Origin of the sequence: Brevundimonas sp., from assembly GCF_029945885.1 — a bacterium.
Taxonomy (GTDB): domain Bacteria; phylum Pseudomonadota; class Alphaproteobacteria; order Caulobacterales; family Caulobacteraceae; genus Brevundimonas.
Map to the genome: position 1 here is coordinate 104274 of NZ_JAQSDK010000013.1, position 25697 is coordinate 129970.

Below are 25697 nucleotides of genomic sequence, written 5' to 3' on the forward strand. Positions count from 1 at the left end.
TACTCAGGCTTTCTTTTTCAGGCGGTCGAGCACGAGGCGGTAGCCCTGGTGCGGCATGTCTTTCAGGGACCGGGCGACCCGCACGACCGTGGTGGGGCTGGCCCCGGCGGCGAGGGCGATCTCGCGGTACGTCTGCGCCTGTTCGTCGAGCAGGCGCGCGACGGCCCAACGTTCCGCGAAAGCCCGCAGTTCCGACGGGGTGCACAGGTCGGACAGGAAGGCGTCCACCTCCTCACGCGTTCGCAGGGACAGCAGGGCGTCGTAGAGCGCGATACGGTCGTCGGCGGCCTTTTTCAGGGCCTTGGGTGAGGGGGCGTCGGTCATGGCTTGTTCCACTATGCTGTAACGATGGAACGGTCAAGCGGTTCTGGCCATGGGCTGGGAGAAGGGCCAGGAAGTCGCTATTCCCGGTCCCATGACCAAGATCCTGATTATCGGTGCCGGCCATGCCGGGGGCTCTGTCGCGGCGCTGCTGCGCCAGTACGGCCATGAGGGGCCGATCATTCTGGCCGGGACCGAGGCTTCACCGCCCTATCAGCGGCCGCCCCTGTCCAAGGCCTGGCTGAAGGGCGAGGCGACGGGCGACGACCTGCTGCTGCGTCCGCTCCGCTTCTACGACGAACAGGGGATCATCCTGCGCACGGGAACCACAGCGACGGCGATCGACCGGGGTGAGAAGCGGGTGCGGTTCGCTGACGGCAGCGTGGAGGGCTATGACGTCCTGGTGCTGGCGACCGGGTCGACGGCGCGCAAACTGGCCATCCCCGGCGCGGACCGCCCCGACCTGCTGGAGCTGCGAACGCTGGAGGATGCCGAACGGCTGAAGGCCGCGCTGCGTCCCGGCGTCCGGCTGGCCGTGGTCGGCGGTGGCTATGTCGGGCTGGAGGCGGCGGCCTCGGCGCGGGCCCTCGGGGCCGAGGTCGTCGTGCTTGAACGGATGGACCGGGTGCTGGCGCGGGTGGCGTCCGAGACCCTGTCGACCTTTTTCACCGCCCTGCACCGGACCCATGGCGTCGATATCCGCACCGGGGTCGAGGTCACGGCCTTCGAGGACGGCGGCGTGCGGCTGGTCGACGGCTCAAAGGTGGCGGCGGACGTGATGCTGGTCGGGGTCGGGGGGCTGGCCTGCGACGGCCTGGCGCGCGCGGCGGGCCTGGTCTGCGACAATGGGTTGGTGGTCGACGAGACGGCGCGGACCTCGGACCCGGCGATCTATGCCGTCGGCGACATGACCTTCCGGCCCCTGCCGGTGCACGGGGGGCGGATGCAGCGGCTGGAAAGCGTGCCCAATGCGCTGGAGCAGGCCAAACAGGTCGCCGCCGCCATAACCGGCCGCGCCGCACCTGTGCCCGAGGTGCCGTGGTTCTGGTCAGACCAGTATGAGGTCAAATTGCAGATCGCCGGCCTGCCCCATGATGCCGACCGTCAGCTTGTGAGAGGCGATCCGGCGGGCGGACGGTTCGCGGTCTTCCATCTGAATGGCGACCGGATCGTTTGCGTTGAGGCGGTCAATGCCCCGGCCGAGTTCATGGGCGGACGTCAGTTGATCGGGCGGGCCACACCGGTCGATCCGGTCAAGCTGGCCGATCCGGAAGTGTCGATGAAGACGGTGGGGCTCTAGAGCGAGAGCGGCCTAGGCTGTCCGGACCGCGACCTCGGCGACGACCGGCCCGTCGAGCCGCTGGATCAGGGCGGCCAGGGGCATGGGCCGACCGATCAGATAGCCCTGGGCCATGTCGCAGCCCATGCCGCGCAGCAGGGCGAGAGCGGTCGGGGTCTCGACCCCCTCGGCCGTGACCCGCAGGCCGAGGCCGTGGGCCAGATCGATCGTCGATTTCACCAGCAGGCCGTCCCGGGCCGACTGGTCGAGAGTCAGGATGAAGCTCTTGTCGATCTTCAGCTCGTCGGCGCGGATCTGCTTCAGATAGGCCAGGGAAGACAGGCCCGAGCCATAGTCGTCGATCGAGACGGCAACCCCGGCCGCGGCGAAACGGTCGATGATGGCCAGGGCCACCTCGGGATTGTCCATCACGGCGGTCTCGGTGATCTCGAAACAGAGGCGGGCGTCGGACGCCGCGATCTCGGCCAGGGCAAAATCGGCGAAGCTGTTGTCGGCCAGCAACCGGCCCGAAATATTGATCGAGAGGGTCAGGTCGTGGCCGGCGGTGCGCAGGGCCGCGTGATCACGGATCGCCTGGCGGATGACCCATTCGGTCAGCGGGCGGATGTGGCCGGTTTCCTCGGCCATGGTGACGAACAGGTCGGGCGAGACCACGCCACGGCGCGGGTGGGTCCAGCGGGCCAGGGCTTCGACGGCGGTTACGGCCTCGGCGCGGAAATCATATTTGGGCTGGTAGTTGAGCGAGAACTCGCCATTGCGCAGCGCCTCCATCAGCTCGCTGATCAACGACAGATTGCCGCCCGGATCGCCATAGGCGCGGCTGTCGAAAATCGCCGTCGGACGGCGGACGGCGCGGGCCTGGTCGACGGCGACGGCGGCGCGGTCGACGGCCGAAGCGATGTTCGGATCATTGCGGCCGGTACAGGACAGACCGGCCGTCAGGGCGATGTCTACCGGAGCCCCGTTCAGCAGGATCGGGGTGTCAGCCGCTTCACAGAGGGCTTCAGCCAGGGCCTCTGCGGCCTCGTCGTCGGCGGCCTCGATGATCAGACCCAGGGCCCCGGCTCCGACGCGGGCCATGGCGGCACCTTCACTGAGGGCGGACAGCCTCTGGCCCAGCACACCCAGCAGGCGGGCCATGGAATCATAGCCGATGGCGTTGCGGACCACCTCGAAGCGATCGACGCTGAACAGAATGACCCAATCCCCGTCCTTCGCCGCCGCGCGGCGTTCGAGCGCCAGGCGGTTGGGCAGGCCGGTTTCCTGATCATGCAGGGCCATATGGGTGAGGCGGGCCTCGCGGTCGCGGATATCACCGGCCATCACGTTGAAATTGGCCGCCAGCCGTCCGATTTCGTCGCTGGAGGTAACCGGCACCTCGGCGTGTTCACCCTGTTGAAGGCGATGCACGGCCTTGTCGAGCGCCGAAATCGGCCGGGTCAGGCCCAGGGCCAGGGTCCAGGTGCCGATCAGCAGAACTGCCAGGCCGGCACTACCGATCGCCGACAGCCAGTATAGCAGGGCGCTGTAGGGCCGCATCGCCAGCTTCATCGGATAGGTCAGAAGCAGGGCTGCAGGCGCGGCGGGATCGAAACTGGGCAGGGGGCGCACAAGGGTCATCGCCTCCCCCTCGGCCGTGCGGATCGTGCCGGCCCGACCATCGTCGCGGACCATGATGTCGGCGATTGGCACAGCCCCCGAGGGGGCCGCGGCGGCGTCGTGCCAGCCGTCGGTGCCATGGCTCAGGATTCGGGCCGTCAGGGGAATGGCCGACAGACCCTCGAGCTGCTGCAGCTGACCGGCGTCGAGCCTCCGGGCGAAGACCACCCAGCCGATCAGCATCGGTGCCATTACCGGGGTCGCGACCGCCTGATAGGGCTGGCCGTTGATAGTCAGGACGCCCGCGTCGATGCCGCGGGAGCCGAGCCCGGAAAAGAGGGCGTCGCGCGAGGCCTCGTCGAGGGTCAGGCCGGTGGCCGTGGCACGACCGTCGATGCCGATTATCAGGGCTCCGTCGACATTCTGGCGAGCGCGAAGATTGTCGAGGGCGGAACGGATGCGGGGCTCGTCGCCGGTGGTGAAGGCCCGGCGGAAGCCGTCATCGTGGGCCAGAACAGCCGCGCCCTGACGCAGTTGGGCCGACCCGGACTCCCAGACCTGGGCGTACACGGCACCGGAGGCGGTCATTTCGCTCAGCACGACCTGGCGGGCGCTGGCGGTGACGGCCGTGACCACGGCGAGGGCAACCAGCAACAGGGCCGCCGCGAACAGGCCGGTGTAGAGCACAGCCAGTCGGGTGCGCAGGTGTCGGAAACTCATCACCCGGGGCATCAGAACGAACCGGCCGGAGCGCAACAGCCGTTGGGCACGGTGCGATGACCGGCCGGACCACGGCGACCCATAATCAGGTCAACAGCCTGCGTCAGCGTCATGATCGACGCGTGAACGGCAGGGGCGAGCGCGATACGCATGCCATCCGCTGTAAACCGACTTGATGAAGTCGGGGTGAATCCCGCCGGACTATTGAGCCCGGGGCCACAGCGCCGGCCCCGCCGGTCTACCGCGTCAGCCGCAGGCCCAGACCCAGGCTTCGCGGCGGGCCGAAGCCGGTGACGCCGGTTGCCGTCTGCGACACCTCGATATCGGCGTCGAACAGGTTTTCGGCCGCCAGCCACAGGCTGGTGCCGGGTGCCACGGTCCAGTCGACCCGCAGGTCCAGCGTCGTCGCCGGGGCCAGGGTGCGGCTGTTCAGATCATCATCGAAACGGCGGCTTTCGAAATGAACCGTGCCGCCCACGATCAGCCGCGGGGAGGCCAGCCAGTCCAGTCCGGCGGTCGCACTCCAGATCGGGGCCTGGGCCGGGCGCAGGCCGGTCAGTTGCGGAGCCTGCCCCCCCCCGTCGAGACGGGCGTCCGTCACCGAAAGGGCCGACCGTAGACGCAGGCCGGTCGACAGTTGTCGCTCGGCCGTCAGTTCCAGCCCGGTCGCGGTGACGGTCCCGGCGTTCTGACGCTGGCGCAGAACCCCGCCGGCGGGGACGAACCCGGCGCGGGGGAAGGTCGCCGGCCCGGCCCCGATCGTGACATTGACGACCGCGTCCTCGATCACATTGCGGAACAGGGTCACGGTCCAGCCACCATCCTCGCCGGCGCGCGACAGACCTGCCTCGATGCCGGTCAACCGTTCGGGAACCAGGTCGGCATTGGCCTCGGTCAGGTCATTCCCGACCCGGAACGGACGATAGAGTTCGTTCAGGGTCGCGGGCCGGAAGCTGGAATAGGCCGCGGCCCGGACGGCATAGTCTCGCCCGAGGTCGCGACGGGCGGCGAAGCGGGCGCTGGTCACGGTGCCGGAGCGGTCGGGGTCGGTCTCGTCGAGCGTGGGCAGACCGGTGGTCAGGTCGCGTTCCAGCCGGCGGCCGTTTTCGCTGGCCCAGTGATCGAGCCTGAGCCCCCCGGCCAGCAGCCAGTCGCGGCCGCGCCAGGCCCCCTCGCCATAGGCTCCGGCCACGGTGGTCTCGCCGCCGGCGCTACGACTGCGGGTAAAGCCGGCCCCGAGGTTGCGGGAGCGTTCATTGGTCTCGCCCTCGGCACTGCGGGCATCGAGGCCCAGTTCCCACTCCAGCCGGCCGCCCGCGACGGCCACGCCGGTGCGACGCAGGGCGGCATTCATACCCCGGCCGGTGGCCGGGGTATGAAACTGGTCATTGGCGGCCGTGGTCGCGCTGCGGTCGACGGTGACCGCCACGGAACCGTTGGTCAGATTGCTGCGCGTCTGCCACGCCTGCAGCCGCCAGCCGGGATGGCCGGCGGCGGGCTGGCGCGCGAGGGTGGCGCTGAGGCTGGAGCCGGAGGCATTGGCGCGGGCACCCGCCAGGCCCGATCCGCGATCCTCCTCCCAGGACGAGGCCCGCAGCGACAGGGCGGCCTCCCCCAGCGGCACATCGGCCCGCAAAGCGGCGCTGCGGGCATCGAGATCGAGGGGCGTGTCGGCGGCCCCGGCCTGATCGCCGCGGACCGGGATATAGCCGTCGCTGCTGTCATACAGGCCCGAGGCGACCAGCCGGATCGGGCCCAGATCCATGGTCGCCGATCCTGCGAGGCGTTCACCGTCGTGGCTCGAGACGCTGGTGTCCAGAACCCCGCCCGCGCCGTCGCGTTCACGCAGGACGATGACCCCGGTCAGGGCACCGGCCCCATAGGGTCCGGCCCCGGCACCGCGCACGATGTCGAGGCTGTCGAGACTTTCCGGCGCGACCCTCGACCAGATGACCCAACCGCCGAACGGATCATTCAGCGGCACGCCGTCGAGGGTGACCAGGGTGCGGCCGGCCCCCGACGGCGCGATGGCGCGCAACGAGATGCCCTGGGTTGTCGGATTGGCTGACAGGCTGGACGTCCGGCGGAAAAGGGACACCGCAGGCACCGACGCCACGGCCTCGTCGAGGCGCAGGGCGCTGCCCAGGGTCTCGTCGTCCAGCCGCACCACCGAAAAGGCGGCCTCACCGGCGGCGGGCGGCAGGCGCGCGGCGGTGATGATGACTTCGGGAAGCGGAGCGGGTGGAAGCTGAATCATGAGCAGCATCCTAGGGCAGGTGCCGCCGGATTGCGCGGGGGATCAGGCCGCGGCAGCCTCAACCGGTCCGGTCATCACCCGGCGGATGGCATTGAGCAGGACGTCGGGCTGGATCGGCTTTTGCGCCACCCCGTCCATACCCGCCGCCCGATAGTCGACCTCGTCGCGCGGATCGGCATTGGCCGTCAGGGCCAGGATCGGAATCCCGGACACGGACCGGTCGAGGGCGCGGATCGCCCGGGTTGCCTCCATGCCGTTCATGCCCGGCATCTTGATGTCCATCAGGATCAGGTCGAGCCCGCCCTCGGCCGCGCGCCGCACGGCTGCCGCGCCGCTGTCGACGGCCTCATGGGTGCAGCCGAACAGCTCCAGCACCTTGCCGGCGACAAACCGGTTGGTGGCATTGTCGTCGACTACCAGCACATGGAGCGTTTCATGCGGTGTCGGCTCAAGCGCCGCCTCGGCGGCCACAGCGAGGTCGGGACTGGCTCCGGGCAGATGCAGCGAGAAGCGGAAGCGGGCACCGCCGAGGCGCGAGGGCTCCAGTTCGAGGACGCCGTCCATCCGGCTGACGATCTGGCGACAGATGGACAGACCCAGACCGGCCCCGGCACCCAGGGTGCCGGCCGCCCCGGTGTTGAAGGGATCGAAGATGCTGCTCGCGACGGCCTCGCTGATGCCCGTTCCGCTATCGTCCACCGACCCCGTGATGCAGATCCGGCCGTTCTCCAGCCGGCTGGCCAGATGCACGGCGACGGCCCCCGAGGGGGTGAATTTCATCGCATTGCCGATCAGATTGTTCAGCAGCTGTTTCAGCCGGACATGGTCGCCCACGACCCAGTCATGATCGTCGGTTTCGCAGGTGACGGTCAGCGCCAGCCCCTGTTCCTCGGCGCGTGGCGACCACAGGGCCGTCAGGTCGTCGCCGATGGCTGTGAGCCGGACCGGGGCGGCCTCCAGGGTCAACATGCCGGCCTCGGCCCTGGACATGTCGAGCGCGTCGGTCAGCAGGCGAAGCAGGATCTGGCCGGAGTCGAGAATGGTACGGACGTGGGGGCGCAGGGCTTCCTGCTCCAGTTCGCGCTCCATCAGGGCAGCGACGCCGAGGACCCCGTTCAGCGGCGTACGGATTTCATGGCTCATGACCGCCAGGAATTCGGATTTCGCGCGGCTGGAGGCGCGGGCCTCGGCCTCGGCGCGCGACAGGTCCTGGGCCAGGGTGCCCATCTCCTCGGCACGACGGCGATAGACCACACTTCCGGCCTGGAGCACGTCCAGCGCCGTGCCGATCCCGAGATAGCGACCTTCCGAGGTGACGACGAAGCCTTTCAGCAGGGTACCGAGTTCGGCGACGTCGACGCTGCGAAACAGGATCTCTGCATCTGCCTCAGCATCCACGATCAGGGGGGCGGGATCCATCAGGGCCGCGGCCGGGCGGCGGGCGAACAGGGCGCGGCCGAACTCCGCCGCCATCTTGAGGCAGAAGGCATTGCGTTCGATCAGACCAAGGGGCTGATCGTCGTCACCGACCACGGCGATGGCCATGGTGTTGGATTCGACCTGGAACCGCTCGAACAGGTCCGCGCCGGGCGTATCCGGGGCCGCGGGAGCGACCGGATTCACGAAATCACCGATTCTGGCCATGCACGCCCTCTACTGACGGAGGACGGTCTAACGCGGTGATCTTAACGACCGATTTTCCGAAAGTGAATGTTTTACAATGCTTTTTCGTATAATTGTCAGCGATCGGACGGTGTTTTCAGCTCCGTAGGCGTGCCAGCAGGCCGGCGGCGAAGGTCGACAGGGTGTCGTCGCGCGCGCCCATGATGATGATGCGGTCGCCGGGCCGCGCCAGGGCGATCAGCCGGTCCCCGCAGGCGTCGCGGGTCGGCAGGGCCTCGGCGCTGGCTCCCGCGGCGCGGATCCCGGCGGCGATGTCCTCACTGCCGACGCTGCGGTCGGTGGTGCCGCCGTAATAGACCGGCTCGGGCATCAGCAGGATGTCGTCGGCCTGCATGCGGGCGGCGAAGACCTGGATGAACTCACGCCTCATCAGTTTCAGTGGCCCGAAGCCATGCGGCTGGAACAGGATCAGCAGACGGCCGGGAAAGGCGTGCAGGGCGTCAAGGGTGGCGGCGATCTTGTCGGGGTTATGGGCGAAATCGTCGAGGATGGTGACGCTGGCGGCCGTGCCGACCACCTCCATGCGACGGCGGATGCCGGCGAAGGTCGCGAGCGTCGCGACGGCCTCGGCCAGCGGCACGCCCAGGGCGCGCACGGCCCCGAGGGCGGCGAGGGCATTGGCGACATTGTGGGCCCCGGGAACGTTCAGGGTGACCGGGATGCGGTCGTTGCCGGGGCGCTCGATCAGGTCGAATTTCATGCCCGCCGGAAGCGGTCGCAGGTCGTGGGCCGACAGGTCGGCGGCGGCGTTGTTGATCGAGAAGGTCACCGCCTTGCCCGTGTCCAGTCCGGCGGCGAGGTCGGCGGTCCCGGCATTGTCGAGGTTGAGCACGGCGGTACCGGCCCGGCCGGCGAAGCCGCCGAACAGGTCGCGCAATTCCTCCATCGACTTGTGATCGAGCGAAATGTTGGAGACCACGGCCACGGTCGGGACGTAGCGGGCGATGGACCCGTCGGACTCATCGACTTCGGACACGAACAGGTCGGGTCCGCCGATCAGGGCGCTGGCGAACGGGTGATCGGCGTCGACGAAATTGGTCATCACCGCCCCGTTCATCACCGTGGGCCTGCGACCGGCGCGGTCGAGGATCCAGGCGATCATGCCGGTGATGGTCGACTTGCCGCTGGTCCCGGCCACGCCGACGGACTGCGGGGCGGCATTGAACAGCTGCGACAGCAGTTCGGGACGGGTGACAATCTGCGCCCCGACGCGGCGGGCGGCGGCGATGTCGGGCACCGTGTCCTCGACCGCGCCGGTGGCGACGACGATCTGATCGCCACTGGTCAGGCCCGAGCCGTCCTGGGGATGGAGGGTGACGCCATGGGCAGACAGCCAGGCGAACTTGTCCGGCGTCCGGCCCTGGTCGCGCGAGCGGTCCGAGCCCGCGATCCGGCCGCCGCGGCTCTGGACAATCATGGCCAGGGGCAGCATGCCGGAGCCGCCGATGCCGCAGAAGAAATAGGTGTTGGCCATGATGCTGACTAGGACGGTTCCGGGCGGGGGAAAAGAGGCCGGGGGACGGAAGTTCTTCGGCTTTCGGAAAACGATGCCCTGTCCTAAGCTTGAGGCTGGCCCAATGAGACAGACACGCTGATGACGCCTTCGCCGCCTCCATCGATCGCATCCCGCATTCTGGACGTGGTCTTTGGAGAAAAGGGAACGCCTGAAGAGGCCGGGCTGCCGCCGAAATCGATCCGGCTTGCCTTTGTAATTGTCATGGGCCTGCTGTTCGCAGTCTGGCTGCTCTTGGTGTTTGGTAGTTGGGGCTGGTTGCCGATCGATCGTGATTCCATTCCGACCTGGAGACAGCTTCCGACCTGGGGGAAACTGGCCTTCTTCGGGATGCTTCTGCTTGTGCAGCTCGCGCAGCTTCAAGTTCAGCGCCACTACAAACATCGCGCCGATCGGACCCGGATGTCCGACGGTGGGCAGGACGACCAGCCATGAAGATCGGCATCGTCAACGCCAGTTCGCGGCTGGACCCGGCCCGGGCCGAGGCGGTCCAGGCCTGGTTCGCCGGCCATATTCCCGACGGTTCCGTCTCGGCGGTCTTCCACCCGGCCAGCTTCGGCAAACACGGCCATTTCGGCGGCGATGACGCCAGCCGGGCCAGTGCCTTTGTTGAGTTCGCCAATGACCCGCGGCTGGACGCGGTGTGGTTCGCACGCGGCGGCTATGGCGCGTGCCGGATCGCCGAGGCGGTGCTGCCACGCCTGACCGGGGTGGCCCGCAAGAAACGCTATCTGGGCTATTCCGACGCCGGCAGCCTGCTGGCCGGGCTGTACCGGGCGGGCTTTCCCCATGTGGCGCACGGCCCCATGGCCTCGGACTCGGTGCGCCATGACGAGACGGCCTGGCGGGCGGTGAACTGGCTGGTCAGCGGCGACCCGACATCGCTGGAGCCATCGCTGGCCGATGATCCGCGTCCGGCCGTGGCCTTCAACCTGAGCATCCTCGACGCCCTGGTCGGCACCTATCTGGAGCCGGACCTGACCGACCATGTGCTGATGCTCGAGGATGTGTCCGAGCCGCTGTACCGGATCGACCGGATGATGTTCCACCTGACCGCCCAGCCGTCGATTCGTCGGGTGGCGGGAATCCGGATGGGGCGGGTCTCGGCCGTCGTCGAGAACGATCCTGATTTCGGCATGACGGCCGAGGAGATCGCCCGCTACTGGTGCGCGCGATCGGGCATTCCGTATCTTGGAACCGCCGACATCGGCCATGACGGCGGCAACAAGATCGTGCCCTTCGGTCCGCGTTAAACCCCGGAGAAGGTATCGCAGACGGCGGGATCGCCGGACTGGTAGCCGCGACGCAGCCAGTCAACGCGCTGGGCCGAGGTGCCGTGGGTGAAGCTTTCGGGACTGACCCGACCGCCGCCGCGCTGCTGCAGGGTGTCATCGCCGATGGCGTTGGCGGTCTTCATCCCCTCTTCCAGATCGCCGGATTCGAGGGCCACGGCACCGTTGGACACGGCGGCGGCATTGGCGGCCCAGACCCCGGCATAGCAGTCAGCCTGGAGCTCGAGGGCCACGGAATAGCGGTTGGATTCGGCCTCGCCGGTGGCGCGCTGCTGGGCGGCCTGGACCTGTTGCGAGGCCCCGGTCAGGGTCTGGACGTGATGGCCGAACTCATGGGCGATGACATAGGCCCGGGCGAAGTCGGCCCCGGAAGCACCCAGCTGGGTCTCCATGTCGCGCCAGAAGCCGAGGTCGAGATAGACCGTCGAATCGCTCGGGCAGTAGAAAGGACCCATCGCGGCCTGACCGAAGCCGCAGCCGGTGTTGGTGCCCTGTTCATAGAGAACGACGCGCGGGGCCTCGTAGCCCTGCAGGTTGGCGGTCCAGACGTCATTGATATTGGCCCCGATCACGTCGACGAACTGGCCGGCCTGGTCGTCGGGGGTGCCGGTGCGACCAGCCTCCTGGGTGCCGGTACCGCCGAACTGGCTGGCCAGCTGGGTCGTGGTCGACGGGTCGATGCCGAAGACGAAATAGCCGATGGCCGCCAGCACCATGACGCCGATTCCGCCGCCCGCCATGGCCCCGCCGCCCATGCCGCGCCGGTCCTCAATGCCGCCACCGCGACGTCCACCCTGCCAACGCATCTGATCGGTCTCCTGCCCTGCCGTGCTGCAAGCTAGGCCGGAACGCGGCAGAAGGCCAAGGGATGCAGGCCGGATTCGTCCTAGCGCGGGCGGCGATCCAGCCAGTCATCGATCTGGGTCATGCCGCTGACGACGGCCTCGCGCCGGGCGCGGGCCTGTTCCGGGGTTCCGGTCGTATAGGGGAGATAAGGTTCCGGCGGTGTCGGTTGCCGGGCGGCCTGCAGATCCATCACCCGCAGTCGGGCCTCCAGCACCTGTTGCCGGGCAAAGGCTTCGCGCTGGTCGGCCTCCAGCCGCAGACGGTCCATCTCATGGCGGTGCTGGTCGGCCTGGTAGCGGGCCTGATCCGCGGCATTGGACCAGGGCTGGCCGGGCAGGGGCGCGACCTGGGCGGCGGCCGGCAGGGCGCTGGCCATGGCGGCGGCGGCAAGAGCGGCGGAAGTCACGGACCGGATCATGGCTTCAAGATGGGGTCGAAGCCGGCCCGGACCAAGCGCTGCCGTGGCAGGCCTCGAGGGGCAGGGCCCAGACGCGGGTGCGTTTGATTTCGAAATCCTCGAGCTCGCGCGTGGTCGGGACGCTGTATTCAGCCAGGAATTCCAGCCCCTCGCGCGGGAAATAGGTGCGCTGCGGATCGCCGATCAGCACCCGGGTTCCGCGTGCCCGCGCCACCGCCAGCCAGGCCAGGACGTCGCCGGCCATCGGCTGTTCGTAACAGACATCGCCTGCCAGGATGACGTCGACCTCAGGGGGTGGCGCAGCCAGCAGGTCGGTGGCGGTAAAGTCGGCGGCGACCCCGTTCACGGTCGTATTGGCCGCCACCGCCGCGCCGCAGAAGGGATCGATGTCGGCGCACAGGACGTGGGCGGCCCCGGCGCGGGCGGCGGCGATACCGACCAGGCCCGATCCGGCGGCGAAATCCAGCACCCGCCGCCCGGCCACCTCTTCGGGATGGTCGAGAACCCAGCGCGCCAGCGCCTGACCCCCGGCCCAGGCGAAGGCCCAGAACGGCGGCGGCAGGCCCAGTTCGCCCAGTTCCTCCTCGGTCAGCCGCCAGATCGGCGTCACCTCATCGGCCAGCCACAGCGAAATCTCCGGCGCATGCGGCACCGGCTGGACGCGGGTGTTGGCGGCGATGAAGGCGGCAGGGTCGGGGATGCGGGTCATGGGTCCGGGCTGGTGGGCGGCGACGGGCACCGGGTCAAGGGGCCGCTTATGGCCGGATACAGGGGCGCGCATAAAAAAGCCCCGGCGCGACGGCCGGGGCTTGGTGTCGCCAAGGCCGGATGATCAGCCCTGCGCCTTGACCGTGCGCAGATAGGGCAGTTTGACGTCCACATCGCCGAATCTCGTCCTGGCGTCCTCGGTCGAGACCGAGAGGGCGACGATCACGTCCTGGCCGGGCACCCAGTTGGCGGGGGTGGCAAAGGGCACGCCCTCCGTGGCCTGGACGGCGTCAAGCGCGCGGAGAATCTCGGCAAAATTGCGCCCCACCGACATCGGGTAGGACATGGTCAGGCGGACCTTCTTGTCCGGGCCGACGATGAACACGGTGCGCACCGAGGCCGAGTCCGCCGCGGTCCGGCCGTCCGGCAGCCAGGCTTCGGCGGGCAGCATGTCGTACAGTTTCGAGACGGTGAGCGAGGTGTCGTCGATGATCGGGAAATTCGCCGGAACGCCCGCGAGGCTGGCGATATCAGCCTTCCATTTCACATGCTCCTCGACGCTGTCGACGGACACGCCCAGCACCTTGGTGTTGCGTTTTTCGAACTCGGGAACGAGCTGGGCCACGGCACTGAATTCGGTGGTGCAGACCGGGGTGAAGTCCTTGGGGTGCGAGAACAGGATCGCGTAGCTGTCGCCGACCCAGTCGTGGAAATGGATCTGGCCTGCGGTCGAGTCCGCGGTGAAGTCGGGAGCAACATCGTTGATGCGCAAGCTCATGGGGTAGTCTCCTGTCGGCGGAAATTCATTGTCCGCAGGGGATATGGGTATTCGGCCCGGTCCGGTCCAGCCGACCGCGGCCATTTTCAGGGGCGGCTGATCCGACGGACAGGTCCGATGTCCTGCCGGCCGGACCCGGTCCTCGCGGGCGCTACAGCCCTCTCCCGGTCGTCGATGGTCTGTGGCACAGTCTTGATCGAGACCTGCCACAGTCGCGTGCTCCAGGGGCCCGAATGCCGACCGAGTTGATCGACCGCATCTATGAATGTTCCGTCGTGCCGGAGCTGTGGCCCACCGTGCTGGACGATCTGGCCCGCCTGACCGAGTCGCGCGGCGGTCCATTGTTTTCAGCGCGCAAGACGCTGTGCTGGACGGCGTCAGGCACGGTTCGGGGCGTATTCGACGAATACGTCAACGAGGGCTGGTTCAACCGCTGCAGCCGGCGCGTCTGTCTGATGAGTCAGTCGCAGCCGTCCTTCTTCGTCGAACAGGACTTCTGGAGCGAGGACCAGCTGGACGCCGACCCGATCTATCGTGACTTCTTCCGACCGCACGGGCTGGGCTGGTCGGCGGGAACCGGGCTCAAGATTCCGACCGGCGACAATATCGTCTTCAGCATCGAGCGCGCGTTCGAGCGGGGACCGATCGAGGCCGAACATGTCGAACGGCTGAACGCGCTGCGCCCGCATCTGGCCCGCAGCGCCCTGGTCAGTTCACGGCTGGGCCTGCAGCGGGCCCGGGGCGCGACCGAGGCCCTGACCGATCTGGGCCTGCCGGCCCTGCTGCTGGACGAGACCGGACGGGTGGTCGAGGTCAATGCCCTGATGGAGGCCCTGCCTGAACGGGTCAGGCTGGGGGCGCATGACCGTCTGGTGCTGGCCGACGGGAAAGCCCAGGCGCGACTGAGCGAGGCCCTGTCGATGATCACGGCCACGGCGGGAGGAGCGGGCTGTACCGTCCCGCTTCGCGACGCGGTCGGCCGGGCGACCATGGTTTTGCACCTGATGCCGGTGCGACGATCGGCGCATGACATCTTCGGCAGCGGCTACGCCCTGCTGCTGATCACGCCGGTTGCCGCCGATCGGGCCCCGTCGCTGGAGCTGATGCGGTCGCTGTTCGACCTGACCGTGTCCGAGGCCCGGGTGGCGTCCCGCCTGGCCACCGGCCAGTCCCTGGAGACGATCGCCGCTGAAGGCGATGTGGCGATCACCACGGTGCGCTCACAGCTGCGGCGTGTTCTGGAAAAGACCGGATGCACGCGCCAGGCCGAGGTCGCCGCCCTGCTGGCCAGCGTGGCGCTGACCCCGGTCTGAGCGGGCCGACCGTCCGCCGGTCGTCCCGAAAAACCGGCTCCCTTCATCTGTTTGGATGACGACCGCGCGCTCCCGTGCGGGCCAGGATGCCCTCATGTCGTGGCCCGGCCGCGCCCTCAGGGAGACAGAGTGATGCAGACCTTTATCCGTACCGTCGCCGCGACCGGACTGGCGCTGGCCATGGCGCTTCCCGCCCCGGCTCTCGCCCAGAGACGCGCCGAACCGCAGTTGCAGGTCTCCTATCCGACCGACGGCGCGATGGACTGTGACCAGCTGCTGGTCGAGATCGGCCGGATGGAACAGATCTCCGGCATCTCGGCCGAGAATGCGCAGAACGCCCAGAACCAGGGTGCGATGGCCGAGGGCGCGGCCGGAGTAGCCGTCAATGCCGCCCTGTATTCCGGAGCCCTGGGGGCCGTGCCCGGTCTGGGAATGTTCGCCAACATGGCCGGCGGGGCGGCCCGCCGCAACGCCGAGGCCCGCGCCCGCGCCGAGGCCGAACGGATTCGCATCGCCGACCAGCGTCGCAGCCTGCTGAGCGGCATCTATCAGGGTCGCCAGTGCGGCTTGCCCGTCGCTCCGCCCGTCGCGACCCCCACCGTGGCGGCCGCGGTCGCACCGTCCGTCGCTGCCCCCGTGGCGACGGACGGTGCCGAAGCGGCGGCCGTGCCGCCCGCTGCGGCCTCGGACGACTGATCGTTCGACCCCGGCCAAGGGCGAATCAGGACGCCGCCCGAGGCCGATAGGTGTGGAGCATGAAGCGGTTCCGGCCCGTCCGGTTGCGGCTTTCGACGGCGAAGCGGAAACCGTCGCCGTCTTCAGCCGGCCAATACAGCATGCGCGCCAGGCCGGCGGGCATCTGCGCCTCGAAAGCTATGGCCAGGGGGTGGGCGTCGCTACCGTCGTCCAGGCGACCGACCGAGCGTTTTCCGTCATTGGTGAAGGAGAATACGCCGAGCGCGCCGTCGTCACCGACACCGAACAGGGCGGTCTCTCGGCGGTCGCCGCGCTCGCCCATATGCCAGAATGCCTCCAGTCGGATCCAGCCCTTGCCGAAGGTCCGGAAGCTGCGGGTGCAGACCATCGTCTGACCGTTAAGCTCCGCCTCGGCCCGCCAGTCACCCGGCAGGGGTTTGAGCGCCCCCAGGAGGTCGCGGCCCGGTTTCCATTCCAGGCTCAGCCGGCCTTGCCGCTCGCCGTCCGCAGAACCTCGAGATAGCCCCCGGCCACCTCCATCCGCTCACCCTGCGGCTTGCTGCGCACCGCCCGGTGCAGGTCGGCCAGCTTCCAGCAGGGGACGTGCATGAACAGGTGGTGTTCGGCGTGGAAATTGACCCAGTAGGGGGCGATCAACATCCGCTCCCACCATGAGGCCCGGGTGGTGCGGGCGGCGCGGAACGGGTCGGTGGCCGAGCCCTCGACACAGGCGTGTTCGGCGATGTTGCGCAGCCGGGTGACCAGCGGGAACCAGGTGGCCAGCGGCAGCAGCCACAGGGCGAAATACGCCCACCACACCCCGGCCAGGGTCAGGCCCAGCAGCATGAGCGCATTGACGATCAGGAAGGGGGCCACGGACTTGCCGGTGACCACCGCGCCTTCTGCCGTGTCTTCGTCCCGCTTCGACGCATAGGCCCGGAAGGCGAACAGCACCCGCTGTTTGAAGAAGGTCTGGCCGGTCAGGTCGCGGATGATCTTGCGCCGCAGTGAGGCGGGCGTGACGGGGAAGGGGGCCGACAGGACCAGGTCGGGATCCTCGGCGTTCTGGGCGTATCTGTGATGGTTCAGATGATAGGGGCGATAGTCGCCCAGATCCGCTCCGATCGGCACGGCGCACAGCCAGTGGCCGAGAAAATCGTTGAGCTTGAGGTTCTTCGCCAGGGCCCCGTGGGCGGCCTCATGCATCAATATGGCCAGGCCCAGCTGGCGGGTGCCGATGACCATGACGCAGAGCGGGATCAGGATCGGCCAGACGACGCCGACGGCCATGGCTGCGGCGATCACCCCCCAGGCATGGGCCACCAGCAGCGGGCCACGCCAGGTGGAGCGCGTCTGGAACGGGGCCCATTCGTCGGGGGTGAACAGCTGGGTCGGGGAGACGCGGGGCGCGGCGGACATGGTGCGAGTATAGGCCGTTTTCGCGGGTCTTCAAAGGCAACGGGCTATGTCAGGCTTATCTGACAAAAAGTCAGGTTGACATGACAAAATCTCGCAGTAAGGTAGGCCTTACATTCGGTCAGGAACACATGACATGTTGGCTCTCGGAAAATCAACCACCGCCGCGCATCGCCGCTACGCCGTTCGGACCATGGCCTTCATGGTTCCCTATGTGGCGATCAATGTCGCGGCCATGTTCGGGGCCTTTGACGACATCGCCTCGACTCCGGCCGCCTGGCTGCTGGCCCTGGCGGTCTCGGCCCCCGTGGTCGGGCAGATCTGGGCCACCCTGTCGATGATGCGCGACTCCGACGAGTTCGTGCGGGCGGTGGCGGCCAAACAGTTCATTGTCGCTGCGGGTCTGGCCATGGCGATCGCCAGCGTCTGGGGCTTTGGCGAGAGCTATGCCGACGCCTTTCACCTGCCGGCCTGGCTGATCTATCCGTTGTTCTGGGGCTGCATGGGCCTGACCGCGCCCTTCATCCGGACCTCGAACTGATGCGCAATCAGCTCAAATTACTGCGCACCCAGCGTGGCTGGACCCAGGAGCAACTGGGCCAGGAACTGGGGGTCTCGCGCCAGGCGGTCAATGCTCTCGAGACCGAGAAACACGATCCGTCGCTGGACCTGGCCTATCGCATCGCCGTGCTGTTCGCCCGGCCGGTGGAAGAGATCTTCGACAATCCCCACCTCTGATCAAAAGTCAGATTACCCTTACATCGCTGGAGAGTGAAATGTTCAACGCCTTCTTCAAGGCGCGGCCCCGGCTGCGCGCTGCCCTGTTCGGTCTGGCCGTCTGTTCCCCCGCCTTCGTGGTCGGGATCAGCCAGGCCTTTGCCCAGGAGGCCGCCGGCCCCGTCGCGTACAGCTCCGACCGTCTCTCGGTCGAAGTCATCGGCTCAGGCCCCGATGTAATCCTGATTCCCGGCCTGGCCTCGTCGCGCGATGTGTGGCGGACCGAGGCCGGACGGCTGGCCCCGATGCACCGGGTGCATCTGGTTCAGTTGGCCGGGTTCGCCGGCGAGCCGTGGCATCACGGTGACGGGCCGTTCGTCGCGCCGGTGGTCGAGGCCCTGGCGACCTATATCGACGCGGCCGGTCTCGATCATCCCGCGGTCATCGGTCATTCGATGGGCGGACTGTCGGCCCTGATGCTGGCCCAGCAGTATCCGGCCTCGGTCGGACGGGTGATGAGTGTCGACAGCCTGCCGTTCTTCAGCGCCATGTACGGACCGCAGGTCACGGCCGAAAACGCCCGACCCTTCGCCGAACAGGCGGCCGTGGGCATCCTGAATGCCGATGATGCAGGCTTCCGCGCCGGTCAGGCGCAGACGGCGATTGGTCTGGTGCGGGATCCGACGACGCGGATCGCGATGGTCGACTGGTCGATGGCCTCGGACCGCCACGCCATGGCCGCGGCCATCCGCGACGTGATGACCACCGACGCCCGCCCCGGACTGGGAGCCACGACCACCCCGGTCTGGGCTGTCTATGCCGCCGACGCCGATGGAGGCACGCCCGCGGCCATGGCCGATGCCCTGTGGAGCGGCGAATATGCGGCCCTGCCGGGGGTGACCCTGATCCGGGTCGACGACAGCCGCCATTTCATCATGGCTGACCAGCCTGACCGGCTGGCGGCAATCATCGATCGTTTTCTGGACCAGTGAGCAGGCTCAGTTCGTCGGCGCGGCCACCGGCTGGCCGGCGAACTCGTCGGCATAGGCCCCGGCCAGCACGCTGCGGAATTTCGACAGCGGCAGGGTGACTTCATAGTGGCCCTCGGAATAGGGGCCGACCAGATAGGGACCGATCAGGAAGGTCAGGCCACCGGCCTTGCCGTCGACCGTGCCGGGCGCGAGGACGAAGGGGGTGGCGGCGACCCGGGGGCAGGACCAGTCGCGGCCGTTCAGGGCGACGACCGCAGAGCCGGGGACACGCGCCTGTTTGGCGGCGTTGATCGCCGCGCACAGCGCCTGGTCCAGGGTCGAAAGATCGGCCCCCGGACGGAACAGGCCGGACGGCGAGATCATCTGCTTCAGGGCCTTGTCCCACAACACGCCGGTGGTCTGGGTATTGGGATGGGCCCCGCCCGAGTAGTCCATGGCCTCGCGCTTGAGGCTGACCAGTTTGCCGGTCTCGGCGGCGGCGGTCAGGGTGATGGTCTTCTGGTAGAGGCCGATCGACGAGTCGTCGCCGGCCTCGCTGCGGTCGGCCTGGGCCCCCTCGGTGAACTGGCGCAGGCGACGCACCTCCTCGGCATAGAGGCGGGCGTGCAGGTCGGTCTGGGGCTTGATCGCCTCGGGCAGGGTCAGTTTGACCTCGGCGTACTCCGTTGTCAGGGCAAAGCCCATCGGGGCGGCCGCGTCCGCCGGCGTGATCTCTGCCGGGGCTTCGGCGGCGGGCAGGGGCGCGGGGGCCGGCTCGGCCTCACGGCGGTTGCAGCCGGCCAGGGTGGCGACGATGGCGCTGGTCAGAAGCAGGGCACGGAATGCGGTCATGGAACGGTCCTTCATGTCGGCCAGCCCACTGTACCAAGGATGATGGCCAGAAGCAGGATCAATCCCGCCTCGCGGTTGGATCGGAACAGGCGCAGGGCCAGAACCGGGCTGTCGGGGCGGACGTCGCGGACCTGGCGGTACAGATGCGCCGCCCATGGCAGCAGGGCGACATAGAAGACCGGGCCGAGGCCCGCGGTCAGGCCCGAGGCGACGGTCAGGACGACGGTCATTCCGTAGAAGATGCCCACGCCGCGCTGCACATTGGCCCCCAGCCGCCGGGCCGAGGATTTGACCCCGACCATGGCGTCGTCCTCGATGTCCTGCAGGGCGTAGATTGTGTCGTAGCCGAGGGTCCAGAACACGCCCCCGAGGTAGAGGAGGACGGCGGCGGGGGTGATCGTGCCGGTCACCGCCGCAAATCCCATCAAGGCCCCCCAGTTGAAGGTCAGGCCCAGCCAGGCCTGGGGCCACCAGGTGATCCGCTTCATGAAGGGGTAGGCGGCGACCAGGGCCAGGGAGCCGACGCCCAGCAGCACGGCTGTCAGGTTCAGCGTCAGCAGGATCAGCAGGCTGACCAGCGAACAGCCGATGACGAAGGCCCAGGCCTGTTTGACGCTGATCTGACCCGCCGGAATCGGGCGCAGGGCGGTTCGGGCGACCTGCGCGTCGATGTCGCGGTCGACGATGTCGTTGAAGGCGCAGCCGGCGGCCCGCATCAGGGTGGCCCCCACGGCGAAGGCGACGACCAGCCAGGCGTCATACAGGTCGGGTGTCCGGCGATACTGGCTCAGCGCCAGGGCGATGCCCTGCCAGCCGGGGATCAGCAGCAGCCAGATGCCGATCGGTCGGTCGAACCGGCCCAGTTTCAGCCACGGCTTCAGGCGCGTGGGCGCATGGCGGTCGACCCAGTTGGCACCGGCGTCGGGGAGGGGAGCGGAACTCATGACACCGGTCTAGCCCGTCCGGCCCCGGCGGGTGAAGGGGCGGCCAATTGAAAACGGGCGCGGAACCCGAAGGTCCCGCGCCCGCCTGATCTCAACGTCCGAAGGGACGCTCGGCTCAAAGAACCTTGAGGTCGATCGCGGAGGTCTTGCCGCGCTGGGATTCCAGCTCGTATTCGACCTTGGCGTTCTCATCGAGGCCCTGCAGACCAGCCTTCTGAACGGCGGTGATGTGGACGAAAACGTCCGCGCCGCCGCTGTCGGGCTGGATGAAGCCGAAGCCTTTGGTGGGGTTGAACCACTTGACCGTGCCGGTCGCCATATCTGCGCTCTCCATAAACGCGCTTCTCCAGGCGGGCTCTCACGCGGAGAAACCCGACAATCCATCTGGACGGCTCGTTCAGGCGAAGGAGCAAGACATGGGTTTGGACCCCACGCAAAATCCGGACTGCGAGGCTGTTTTCTCGCGTCTGCCGATCACGGTCAACCCGAAACGATTCGCGCGCCCGGCGCGGCGGGTCGGACGAACCCCGGTGAGGCCGGGGCGGGACAGGTCAGGCACACAGGCCGCGGGGGGCTCCGTCGAGGTGCAGATGGTCGTGATGTTCGCGGTTGTAATCGGGGCTCAGAACCGTCGAGAAGACGCGGCAGGCCCCGGCGCGAATGCGTTTGAGAAAGCGGCGGCCGTCGGCACCCGCGCGGCCCTTGCCTGTCCAGTCACCGGCGATGGAGATTACCCGACCATCCTCGAGCGTGATGGCCGCGACATCGAGGGCATTGGCCCGGGCATGTTCGCTGGGGCGGGCGTCGGTGGCCGTCCGGCCGTAGATACGACGGCAGGAATAGCTGCCGTAGTTCTGAACACTGGCGACCGGGGAGCCGAGAATGTCGCGCGCGGCCGGTTGCAGCACCTGGCGGTCCCAGATCACGTAGCGCACCGCCATCGGGCACTGCATCACGAGACCGCCGGGGGCCAGGGGGGTGACCGCGCCGCCGGTGATGCGCACGGCACCGCGGACCACGCAGAACCCGCCGTCATCCCGGTCCGGAGCGCGTTCGACCTCAACGCCGGCCTCGCGGAGTACCTGCATACAGGCGTCGGTGACGGCCTTGGTTTCTTCCGGGGCGGCGGTGCGGGGAATATCGAAATCCGCGACCTTGGCCGCCGTCGCCTGGCCAATCGGATGGGCGAGATCCAGCGGCTTCCACGGCAGGTCCTGATGCGGGGCGAAGGCATTGAGCAAAGCAAAGCCGGCGCAGACGCCCAGCGCCAACTCCCACAACAGATTCCAGAAGTCAGCGAAATCGCGATCCATGTTCGCCCAGACTAGCCGCCCCCTGTGACGGCGGAAAGGCGGTTCAGGCGGTGGCGGCGATGACCAGGTGCGGGATCAGGGACGAGCAGGCTCTCTGGCCGGCGACTCCGTCATTGGACAGGGTGATGACGCCCAGTCCGCGCTCGGGGGCCGCCAGCACGGTGGCGAACCACAGGGTGTTGGAGCCGTTGTGGGTGATCGTCGGGCCCGGTTCGCCGACCCCGGCCCACGGGGCCGTGCCGATACCCCATCCGGCCGCATAGGCCGGGGGATCGCCGACGGCGGGGGTCAGCAGGTGGCGGCGCGTGTCTTCGCTGAGCCAGTCAGGAGCTCCGCCCATCATGGCCCCGATGAAGCCGGCATAGTCGGCCAGGGTCATATGGACCGTGCCGGCCGGGCCGAGAGCAGCGGGATTGTCGGCGATTCCGGCCGGGTCCACCGCGACGCCCCCCTGGTGTCCCCATGGGGCCTCGCCCTTCGGGGCCCCGAACCCGGCGGAGGCGAGTCCGAGCGGCTGGAACAACTCGTGTTGCATGACCGTCTCCCAGGCTTCGCCGGTGATGGCCTCGATCGCCGCCCCGACCACGATATAGTTGGCGTTGCTGTAGGCGAAGGCCCCCACCGGCCCCGCCGGCGGGGCCGAGAAGACCCCGCGCGCCAGTTCGGCGCGCTGTTCGGGCAGGGGCCGGGTGTCGGCATGGGCGGCCATCAGCCAGGCCCGGTTGACGACCGGCCCGTCCAGCAGCCCGCCCCGGTGCCGCATCAGGTCGTCGAGGGTGATGCCGTTCCAGGCCGGGTCAATCGTCAGTCCGGGAAAGGCCGCCGCCACCGGCATGGCCCAGCGGGCGCGGCCCTGTTCCACCAGTCGGCCGAATACGGCGGCGGACATGGCCTTGGTGTTCGAGCCCAGGTGCCAGCGGTCGTTCAGGGTGGCCAGGTCGCCGCCGCCGGCGCGGCGTACGCCCCGGACGCCGGACCAGACCAGGCCGTTGCGGGTGACGATCCCGGCCGCCAGGGCCGGCGGGGCTGCCGCGGTGAAGACGGAATCCAGCGCCGTTGCGGCCGCGTCCCCGACGGACCGGGCCCGGGCCGGGCCGGGCAGGCCACCAAGGATCGGAAGGACGGCGAAACCGCCAAGAAGCGTGCGACGTGTGCTGAACATGGCATCCTCCCTGTCGCGGACGATCTTATGGGGGTTGCCCGCCACTTGCACCTGACAACGCGGCAAGGTTCGGGATGGAGGAAATCCGGCGGCAATATTGCCCCGGCGGGCGGCGGGGCGCATCCTTGATCCATGGGCAAGAAAAAAGACGGCTACGACAAGACTCTGGAACGGCTGCAGGAGCTGCTGGTGGAGACCCAGGCCTGGGTCATCGCCCAGGGAATCCGGCCGCTGATCGTGTTCGAGGGACGGGATTCGGCCGGCAAGGACGGGGCGATCAAGCGGATCACCGAGTTCGCTGCCCCGCGCCAGACCCGGGTCGTGGCCCTGCCCAAACCGACCGAGCGCGAGACCACCCAGTGGTATTTCCAGCGCTATGTGCCGCACCTGCCCGCCGCCGGCGAGACGGTGATCTTCAACCGCTCCTGGTACAACCGGGCCGGGGTCGAGCCGGTGATGGGCTTCTGTTCGCCGGGCCAGTACGAGAATTTCCTCAAGGACGCGCCGCATTTCGAGCGGATGCTGACTGACGACGGCATCGTGCTGATCAAGCTGTGGCTGGACATCAGCAAGCAAGAGCAGGCCAGGCGTCTGGATGAGCGGATTAATGACCCTCTGAAACGGTTCAAGGTCTCGCCGCTGGACAAGGAGGCCCAGGCCCGCTGGGAGGCCTATTCGACGGCCCGCGACCGGATGTTGTCCGAGACCCATGCCCATGGGGCCGGCTGGACGGTGGTGGCCACCGACGACAAGAAGACCGCGCGGCTGAACATCATCCGCCACATCCTGCGCACCCTCGGCGGGCCGGGCACCAAGGCCGAACGGCCGGACACCGATGTGGTCTTCCCCGCTGACGGAGCCGAGGGCCGTCTGGCCCCCTGATCAGAAGCCCAGCTCGGCGCGCAGGGCGGCGGGACTGACCCCGGCGGCACGGATCTCGGCCAGGGTCACGGCCCCGTCGCGCTTGGCAAAGCGTTTGCCGTCGGGCCCCAGCAGTAACGGATGATGGCGATAGACCGGGGTCGGCAGGTTCAGCAGGGCCTGCAAGACGCGCTGGATCGAGGTGACCGCGATCAGGTCATCGCCCCGGATCACATGGGTCACGCCCTGGGCGGCATCGTCGATGACGGTGGCGATGACATAGCCGGCCCCGATGTCCTTGCGCCCCAGAACCATGTCGCCGAGCGTCTCGGGCCGGGCGGTGTGGCGGCCGGGGCCGGCCGTTTCCTCGAGCCAGTCCAGATGGTCGAAGCCGCCGAGCCGGTCTCGGGCCCGGTTCAGTGACAGCCGCCAGGCAAAGGCCTCGCCCCGGGCCAGACGGTCGGCCTCGTCGTGCGGGGCATGCGGCCCGCCACCGAAGGCCCCGGCGTCGGCGGGGTCGTCGGCATGGGGCGCGACCCCCGCCAGGGCCAGCCGCTCCTTGCGGGTACGGAAACACCGATACAGCACCCCCATGTCACCCAGCTGCTGCAGGGCCGCGTCATAGTCGGCGCGGTGGTCGGACTGGCGGCGCACCGGGGTCTCCCAGTCGAGCCCCAGCCAGGTCAGGTCCTCGAACACGGCCGTCTCGAACTCCGGACGGCAGCGGGTGAAGTCGGTGTCCTCGATACGCAGCAGGAACCGGCCGCCGGCGTCGTGCGCCGCCTGCCAGGCGGTCAGGGCCGAAAAGGCGTGCCCCCGGTGCAGCCGTCCGGTCGGTGAGGGGGCGAAACGGGTGGTGAAGACCAAGCGCTCAGACCCGCTTCAGCGCGCCGTCGGCCTCGGCCGCGGCTACGGCGGTGCGCAGGGCGGCCTCGTCCACGGTATCGAACTCGGCGCACAGGTCTTCCAGGGCGAAAGTCGGCTGGCTGAAGGCCCACTGGAGTGCTTCGGCAAGAGGCCCGGTAGCGGCGGGCGGCGCGGCCCCGGTCGGTCGCAACAGGGTCAGGGGCTTGCGCACCGGCAGGCCGTAGGCGGGCAGGCGCGGGGCCAGTCCGGCCTGTTTGCCGGCGAGGGTGTCGCGGAAGCCGGGCGAGGCCGCCAGGGCGGCCAACCGCTGGCCCAGATCGGCCAGATGCCGCTGCAGTGCGGCCCCGCCGTCCATCTGGGCCGGCGGCATATAGGCGCGGAAGGCCGGATCCTGCATCGCCATGGTCTCCAGCAGGCCGAAGATGATGCGGCCATAGAGGGCGGCCACCGAGAAGGTCACATGCAGCGAGGCATTGCCGCCGCTGACCGGACCGTCGGCCAGGGCGTCGTGATACCAGCCGCGCGGCAGATAGAGGACGTCGCCCGGCCGCATCCGCACGGACTGCATCAGCGGCCCCCGGGTCTGCTGGAAATAGGGGCGGGGATCGCCACCACCGGGCATGGTGACGGGGGTGTCGGCGCGCGACTCATAGAGCTGCCAGGTCTTTTCGCCGCTGATGTGGACAGCGAAGACGTCGTGCAGGTCGAAATGGGTGCCGAAAGCCTGGACCCCGCCGAACGAGGCATAGGCATTGGCCCCGACCGAGGCACCGAAGGTGCGCGACAGCATGTCGGCCAGGGCTGCCAGTTCGGGGGTCAGTGACTGGATGTCGTCGGCAATCAGACTGGCTCCCGTCGACAGGAAGACGTCGACCCGGGCGGGTGCGGGCCGCTGGACCTCGCCCGTCGGGGTGCGGACGCGGGTGCAGTACTGGTCCGGCGGGATCGGCGCGCCGTCGCGCACCAGTTTCAGATTGGCGGCGGTCCAGATCGCGCTCTGGGCCAGCAGGCCGTTGAGCCGGTTCCAGTCGAAGATGCGGGCCTTGGTCGAGCTCGCGCCGGCGGGAATGTGTAGCGGTTTGCGGTCGTGGTAGTCGGCCATGAAGCGATCAGGGGTGATCGGATGCAACAGTTCGGCCAGGGTGAGCAT

Annotated in this window: 28 protein-coding genes; 9 read left to right on the plus strand and 19 right to left on the minus strand. The window is 68.6% G+C overall.

What is annotated here, in order from left to right; all coding sequences use genetic code 11:
- Positions 1-3 precede the first annotated feature (3 nt).
- Positions 4-324, minus strand: coding sequence for a YerC/YecD family TrpR-related protein (locus PSV00_RS07070; protein ID WP_300445810.1), 321 nt, complete (start codon positions 322-324; stop codon positions 4-6).
- A 91-nt stretch (positions 325-415) separates the two neighbouring features.
- Between PSV00_RS07070 and PSV00_RS07075 the strand changes: the two genes are divergently transcribed.
- Positions 416-1621 carry an FAD-dependent oxidoreductase gene (locus PSV00_RS07075; RefSeq protein WP_300445811.1) on the plus strand — a complete coding sequence of 402 codons (1206 nt, stop codon included), beginning with the start codon at positions 416-418 and terminating at the stop codon, positions 1619-1621.
- A gap of 12 nt (positions 1622-1633) precedes the next feature.
- Here the strand turns inward: PSV00_RS07075 and PSV00_RS07080 are convergent, their stop codons facing one another.
- The 5 genes from PSV00_RS07080 to PSV00_RS07100 all read right to left on the minus strand — a co-directional run bounded on the left by PSV00_RS07080 (position 1634) and on the right by PSV00_RS07100 (position 9354).
- The gene (locus PSV00_RS07080) at positions 1634-3940 is read right to left on the minus strand and encodes an EAL domain-containing protein (protein WP_300445812.1); all 2307 of its coding nucleotides are present in this window, start codon (positions 3938-3940) and stop codon (positions 1634-1636) included.
- 11 nt (positions 3941-3951) lie between these two features.
- Positions 3952-4092 (minus strand): hypothetical protein, encoded by a 141-nt coding sequence (locus PSV00_RS07085; protein WP_300445813.1) that lies wholly within the window; start codon positions 4090-4092, stop codon positions 3952-3954.
- 86 nt (positions 4093-4178) lie between these two features.
- Positions 4179-6197 (minus strand): TonB-dependent receptor, encoded by a 2019-nt coding sequence (locus tag PSV00_RS07090; RefSeq protein ID WP_300445814.1) that lies wholly within the window; start codon positions 6195-6197, stop codon positions 4179-4181.
- Positions 6198-6239: 42 nt separating this feature from the next.
- Entirely contained in the window at positions 6240-7841 is a 1602-nt protein-coding gene (locus tag PSV00_RS07095; protein WP_300445815.1) for a response regulator, read from the minus strand.
- A 115-nt stretch (positions 7842-7956) separates the two neighbouring features.
- Entirely contained in the window at positions 7957-9354 is a 1398-nt protein-coding gene (locus tag PSV00_RS07100; protein WP_300445816.1) for a Mur ligase family protein, read from the minus strand.
- Between the two features lie 120 nt (positions 9355-9474).
- Between PSV00_RS07100 and PSV00_RS07105 the strand changes: the two genes are divergently transcribed.
- Both PSV00_RS07105 and PSV00_RS07110 read left to right on the plus strand, forming a co-directional pair.
- Positions 9475-9828 carry a hypothetical protein gene (locus tag PSV00_RS07105; RefSeq protein WP_300445817.1) on the plus strand — a complete coding sequence of 118 codons (354 nt, stop codon included), beginning with the start codon at positions 9475-9477 and terminating at the stop codon, positions 9826-9828.
- Positions 9825-10646 carry an LD-carboxypeptidase gene (locus tag PSV00_RS07110; RefSeq protein WP_300445818.1) on the plus strand — a complete coding sequence of 274 codons (822 nt, stop codon included), beginning with the start codon at positions 9825-9827 and terminating at the stop codon, positions 10644-10646. Before PSV00_RS07105 ends, PSV00_RS07110 begins: the two co-directional genes overlap by 4 nt.
- Here the strand turns inward: PSV00_RS07110 and PSV00_RS07115 are convergent.
- From PSV00_RS07115 to PSV00_RS07130, 4 genes are all read right to left on the minus strand, one after another.
- Positions 10643-11491 (minus strand): neutral zinc metallopeptidase, encoded by an 849-nt coding sequence (locus PSV00_RS07115; protein ID WP_300445819.1) that lies wholly within the window; start codon positions 11489-11491, stop codon positions 10643-10645. The genes PSV00_RS07110 and PSV00_RS07115 overlap by 4 nt on opposite strands.
- Positions 11492-11571: 80 nt before the next feature.
- Complete coding sequence (locus PSV00_RS07120) at positions 11572-11937, minus strand: hypothetical protein (RefSeq protein ID WP_300445820.1); 366 nt, start codon at positions 11935-11937, stop codon at positions 11572-11574.
- A 16-nt stretch (positions 11938-11953) separates the two neighbouring features.
- Positions 11954-12658, minus strand: coding sequence for a methyltransferase (locus tag PSV00_RS07125; RefSeq protein ID WP_300445821.1), 705 nt, complete (start codon positions 12656-12658; stop codon positions 11954-11956).
- Between the two features lie 123 nt (positions 12659-12781).
- The gene (locus PSV00_RS07130) at positions 12782-13435 is read right to left on the minus strand and encodes a peroxiredoxin (protein WP_300445822.1); all 654 of its coding nucleotides are present in this window, start codon (positions 13433-13435) and stop codon (positions 12782-12784) included.
- A gap of 233 nt (positions 13436-13668) precedes the next feature.
- Here PSV00_RS07130 and PSV00_RS07135 point away from each other — a divergent pair, with 233 nt between their 5' ends.
- Positions 13669-14748 (plus strand): helix-turn-helix transcriptional regulator, encoded by a 1080-nt coding sequence (locus tag PSV00_RS07135; RefSeq protein ID WP_300445823.1) that lies wholly within the window; start codon positions 13669-13671, stop codon positions 14746-14748.
- 132 nt (positions 14749-14880) lie between these two features.
- Positions 14881-15444 (plus strand): hypothetical protein, encoded by a 564-nt coding sequence (locus tag PSV00_RS07140; protein WP_300445824.1) that lies wholly within the window; start codon positions 14881-14883, stop codon positions 15442-15444.
- 25 nt (positions 15445-15469) lie between these two features.
- On the opposite strand, the gene PSV00_RS07145 is transcribed toward PSV00_RS07140, so the two are convergent.
- Positions 15470-15832, minus strand: a complete 363-nt coding sequence (locus tag PSV00_RS07145) for a hypothetical protein (protein WP_300445825.1) — start codon at positions 15830-15832, stop codon at positions 15470-15472.
- 92 nt (positions 15833-15924) lie between these two features.
- The gene (locus PSV00_RS07150; protein WP_300445826.1) at positions 15925-16863 is read right to left on the minus strand and encodes a fatty acid desaturase family protein; all 939 of its coding nucleotides are present in this window, start codon (positions 16861-16863) and stop codon (positions 15925-15927) included.
- A 133-nt stretch (positions 16864-16996) separates the two neighbouring features.
- Between PSV00_RS07150 and PSV00_RS07155 the strand changes: the two genes are divergently transcribed.
- From PSV00_RS07155 to PSV00_RS07165, 3 genes are read left to right on the plus strand one after another with little or no spacing between them, the layout of a single operon-like run.
- A complete protein-coding gene (locus PSV00_RS07155; RefSeq protein WP_300445827.1) occupies positions 16997-17401 on the plus strand; it encodes a hypothetical protein in 405 nt (134 codons plus the stop codon).
- Positions 17401-17598, plus strand: coding sequence for a helix-turn-helix transcriptional regulator (locus tag PSV00_RS07160; RefSeq protein WP_300445828.1), 198 nt, complete (start codon positions 17401-17403; stop codon positions 17596-17598). Before PSV00_RS07155 ends, PSV00_RS07160 begins: the two co-directional genes overlap by 1 nt.
- A 38-nt stretch (positions 17599-17636) precedes the next feature.
- Positions 17637-18569: an alpha/beta hydrolase gene (locus tag PSV00_RS07165; protein ID WP_300445829.1), complete on the plus strand. Its 933-nt coding sequence runs from the start codon at positions 17637-17639 to the stop codon at positions 18567-18569.
- A 6-nt stretch (positions 18570-18575) separates the two neighbouring features.
- On the opposite strand, the gene PSV00_RS07170 is transcribed toward PSV00_RS07165, so the two are convergent.
- From PSV00_RS07170 to PSV00_RS07190, 5 genes are all read right to left on the minus strand, one after another.
- Positions 18576-19400 carry an RsiV family protein gene (locus PSV00_RS07170; RefSeq protein WP_300445830.1) on the minus strand — a complete coding sequence of 275 codons (825 nt, stop codon included), beginning with the start codon at positions 19398-19400 and terminating at the stop codon, positions 18576-18578.
- A gap of 11 nt (positions 19401-19411) precedes the next feature.
- Positions 19412-20344: a 4-hydroxybenzoate octaprenyltransferase gene (gene ubiA, locus PSV00_RS07175; protein WP_300445831.1), complete on the minus strand. Its 933-nt coding sequence runs from the start codon at positions 20342-20344 to the stop codon at positions 19412-19414.
- A 115-nt stretch (positions 20345-20459) separates the two neighbouring features.
- On the minus strand, positions 20460-20663 hold the full coding sequence (locus tag PSV00_RS07180; protein ID WP_300445832.1) for a cold-shock protein: 204 nt from the start codon (positions 20661-20663) through the stop codon (positions 20460-20462).
- Between the two features lie 232 nt (positions 20664-20895).
- Positions 20896-21657 (minus strand): extensin family protein, encoded by a 762-nt coding sequence (locus PSV00_RS07185; protein WP_300445833.1) that lies wholly within the window; start codon positions 21655-21657, stop codon positions 20896-20898.
- A gap of 43 nt (positions 21658-21700) precedes the next feature.
- The gene (locus PSV00_RS07190) at positions 21701-22819 is read right to left on the minus strand and encodes a serine hydrolase domain-containing protein (protein ID WP_300445834.1); all 1119 of its coding nucleotides are present in this window, start codon (positions 22817-22819) and stop codon (positions 21701-21703) included.
- Between the two features lie 132 nt (positions 22820-22951).
- On the opposite strand from PSV00_RS07190, the gene ppk2 reads away from it, so the two are divergent.
- The gene (gene ppk2, locus PSV00_RS07195) at positions 22952-23701 is read left to right on the plus strand and encodes a polyphosphate kinase 2 (RefSeq protein WP_300445835.1); all 750 of its coding nucleotides are present in this window, start codon (positions 22952-22954) and stop codon (positions 23699-23701) included.
- Here ppk2 and gluQRS read toward each other — a convergent pair whose 3' ends face one another.
- Together gluQRS and PSV00_RS07205 are read right to left on the minus strand one after the other, a co-directional pair.
- Positions 23702-24547 carry a tRNA glutamyl-Q(34) synthetase GluQRS gene (gene gluQRS, locus PSV00_RS07200; RefSeq protein WP_300445836.1) on the minus strand — a complete coding sequence of 282 codons (846 nt, stop codon included), beginning with the start codon at positions 24545-24547 and terminating at the stop codon, positions 23702-23704.
- A 4-nt stretch (positions 24548-24551) separates the two neighbouring features.
- The gene (locus PSV00_RS07205) at positions 24552-25697 is read right to left on the minus strand and encodes a cupin domain-containing protein (protein ID WP_300445837.1); all 1146 of its coding nucleotides are present in this window, start codon (positions 25695-25697) and stop codon (positions 24552-24554) included.

Coding starts and splice junctions, on each gene's coding strand:
- PSV00_RS07070 (WP_300445810.1), bottom strand. CDS start 324: ATGACCGACGCCCCCTCACCCAAGGCCCTGAAAAAGGCCGCCGACGAC.
- PSV00_RS07075 (WP_300445811.1), top strand. CDS start 416: ATGACCAAGATCCTGATTATCGGTGCCGGCCATGCCGGGGGCTCTGTC.
- PSV00_RS07080 (WP_300445812.1), bottom strand. CDS start 3,940: ATGAGTTTCCGACACCTGCGCACCCGACTGGCTGTGCTCTACACCGGC.
- PSV00_RS07085 (WP_300445813.1), bottom strand. CDS start 4,092: ATGCGTATCGCGCTCGCCCCTGCCGTTCACGCGTCGATCATGACGCTG.
- PSV00_RS07090 (WP_300445814.1), bottom strand. CDS start 6,197: ATGATTCAGCTTCCACCCGCTCCGCTTCCCGAAGTCATCATCACCGCC.
- PSV00_RS07095 (WP_300445815.1), bottom strand. CDS start 7,841: ATGGCCAGAATCGGTGATTTCGTGAATCCGGTCGCTCCCGCGGCCCCG.
- PSV00_RS07100 (WP_300445816.1), bottom strand. CDS start 9,354: ATGGCCAACACCTATTTCTTCTGCGGCATCGGCGGCTCCGGCATGCTG.
- PSV00_RS07105 (WP_300445817.1), top strand. CDS start 9,475: ATGACGCCTTCGCCGCCTCCATCGATCGCATCCCGCATTCTGGACGTG.
- PSV00_RS07110 (WP_300445818.1), top strand. CDS start 9,825: ATGAAGATCGGCATCGTCAACGCCAGTTCGCGGCTGGACCCGGCCCGG.
- PSV00_RS07115 (WP_300445819.1), bottom strand. CDS start 11,491: ATGCGTTGGCAGGGTGGACGTCGCGGTGGCGGCATTGAGGACCGGCGC.
- PSV00_RS07125 (WP_300445821.1), bottom strand. CDS start 12,658: ATGACCCGCATCCCCGACCCTGCCGCCTTCATCGCCGCCAACACCCGC.
- PSV00_RS07130 (WP_300445822.1), bottom strand. CDS start 13,435: ATGAGCTTGCGCATCAACGATGTTGCTCCCGACTTCACCGCGGACTCG.
- PSV00_RS07135 (WP_300445823.1), top strand. CDS start 13,669: ATGCCGACCGAGTTGATCGACCGCATCTATGAATGTTCCGTCGTGCCG.
- PSV00_RS07140 (WP_300445824.1), top strand. CDS start 14,881: ATGCAGACCTTTATCCGTACCGTCGCCGCGACCGGACTGGCGCTGGCC.
- PSV00_RS07145 (WP_300445825.1), bottom strand. CDS start 15,832: ATGGTCTGCACCCGCAGCTTCCGGACCTTCGGCAAGGGCTGGATCCGA.
- PSV00_RS07150 (WP_300445826.1), bottom strand. CDS start 16,863: ATGTCCGCCGCGCCCCGCGTCTCCCCGACCCAGCTGTTCACCCCCGAC.
- PSV00_RS07155 (WP_300445827.1), top strand. CDS start 16,997: ATGTTGGCTCTCGGAAAATCAACCACCGCCGCGCATCGCCGCTACGCC.
- PSV00_RS07160 (WP_300445828.1), top strand. CDS start 17,401: ATGCGCAATCAGCTCAAATTACTGCGCACCCAGCGTGGCTGGACCCAG.
- PSV00_RS07165 (WP_300445829.1), top strand. CDS start 17,637: ATGTTCAACGCCTTCTTCAAGGCGCGGCCCCGGCTGCGCGCTGCCCTG.
- PSV00_RS07170 (WP_300445830.1), bottom strand. CDS start 19,400: ATGACCGCATTCCGTGCCCTGCTTCTGACCAGCGCCATCGTCGCCACC.
- ubiA (WP_300445831.1), bottom strand. CDS start 20,344: ATGAGTTCCGCTCCCCTCCCCGACGCCGGTGCCAACTGGGTCGACCGC.
- PSV00_RS07180 (WP_300445832.1), bottom strand. CDS start 20,663: ATGGCGACCGGCACGGTCAAGTGGTTCAACCCCACCAAAGGCTTCGGC.
- PSV00_RS07185 (WP_300445833.1), bottom strand. CDS start 21,657: ATGGATCGCGATTTCGCTGACTTCTGGAATCTGTTGTGGGAGTTGGCG.
- PSV00_RS07190 (WP_300445834.1), bottom strand. CDS start 22,819: ATGTTCAGCACACGTCGCACGCTTCTTGGCGGTTTCGCCGTCCTTCCG.
- ppk2 (WP_300445835.1), top strand. CDS start 22,952: ATGGGCAAGAAAAAAGACGGCTACGACAAGACTCTGGAACGGCTGCAG.
- PSV00_RS07205 (WP_300445837.1), bottom strand. CDS start 25,697: ATGCTCACCCTGGCCGAACTGTTGCATCCGATCACCCCTGATCGCTTC.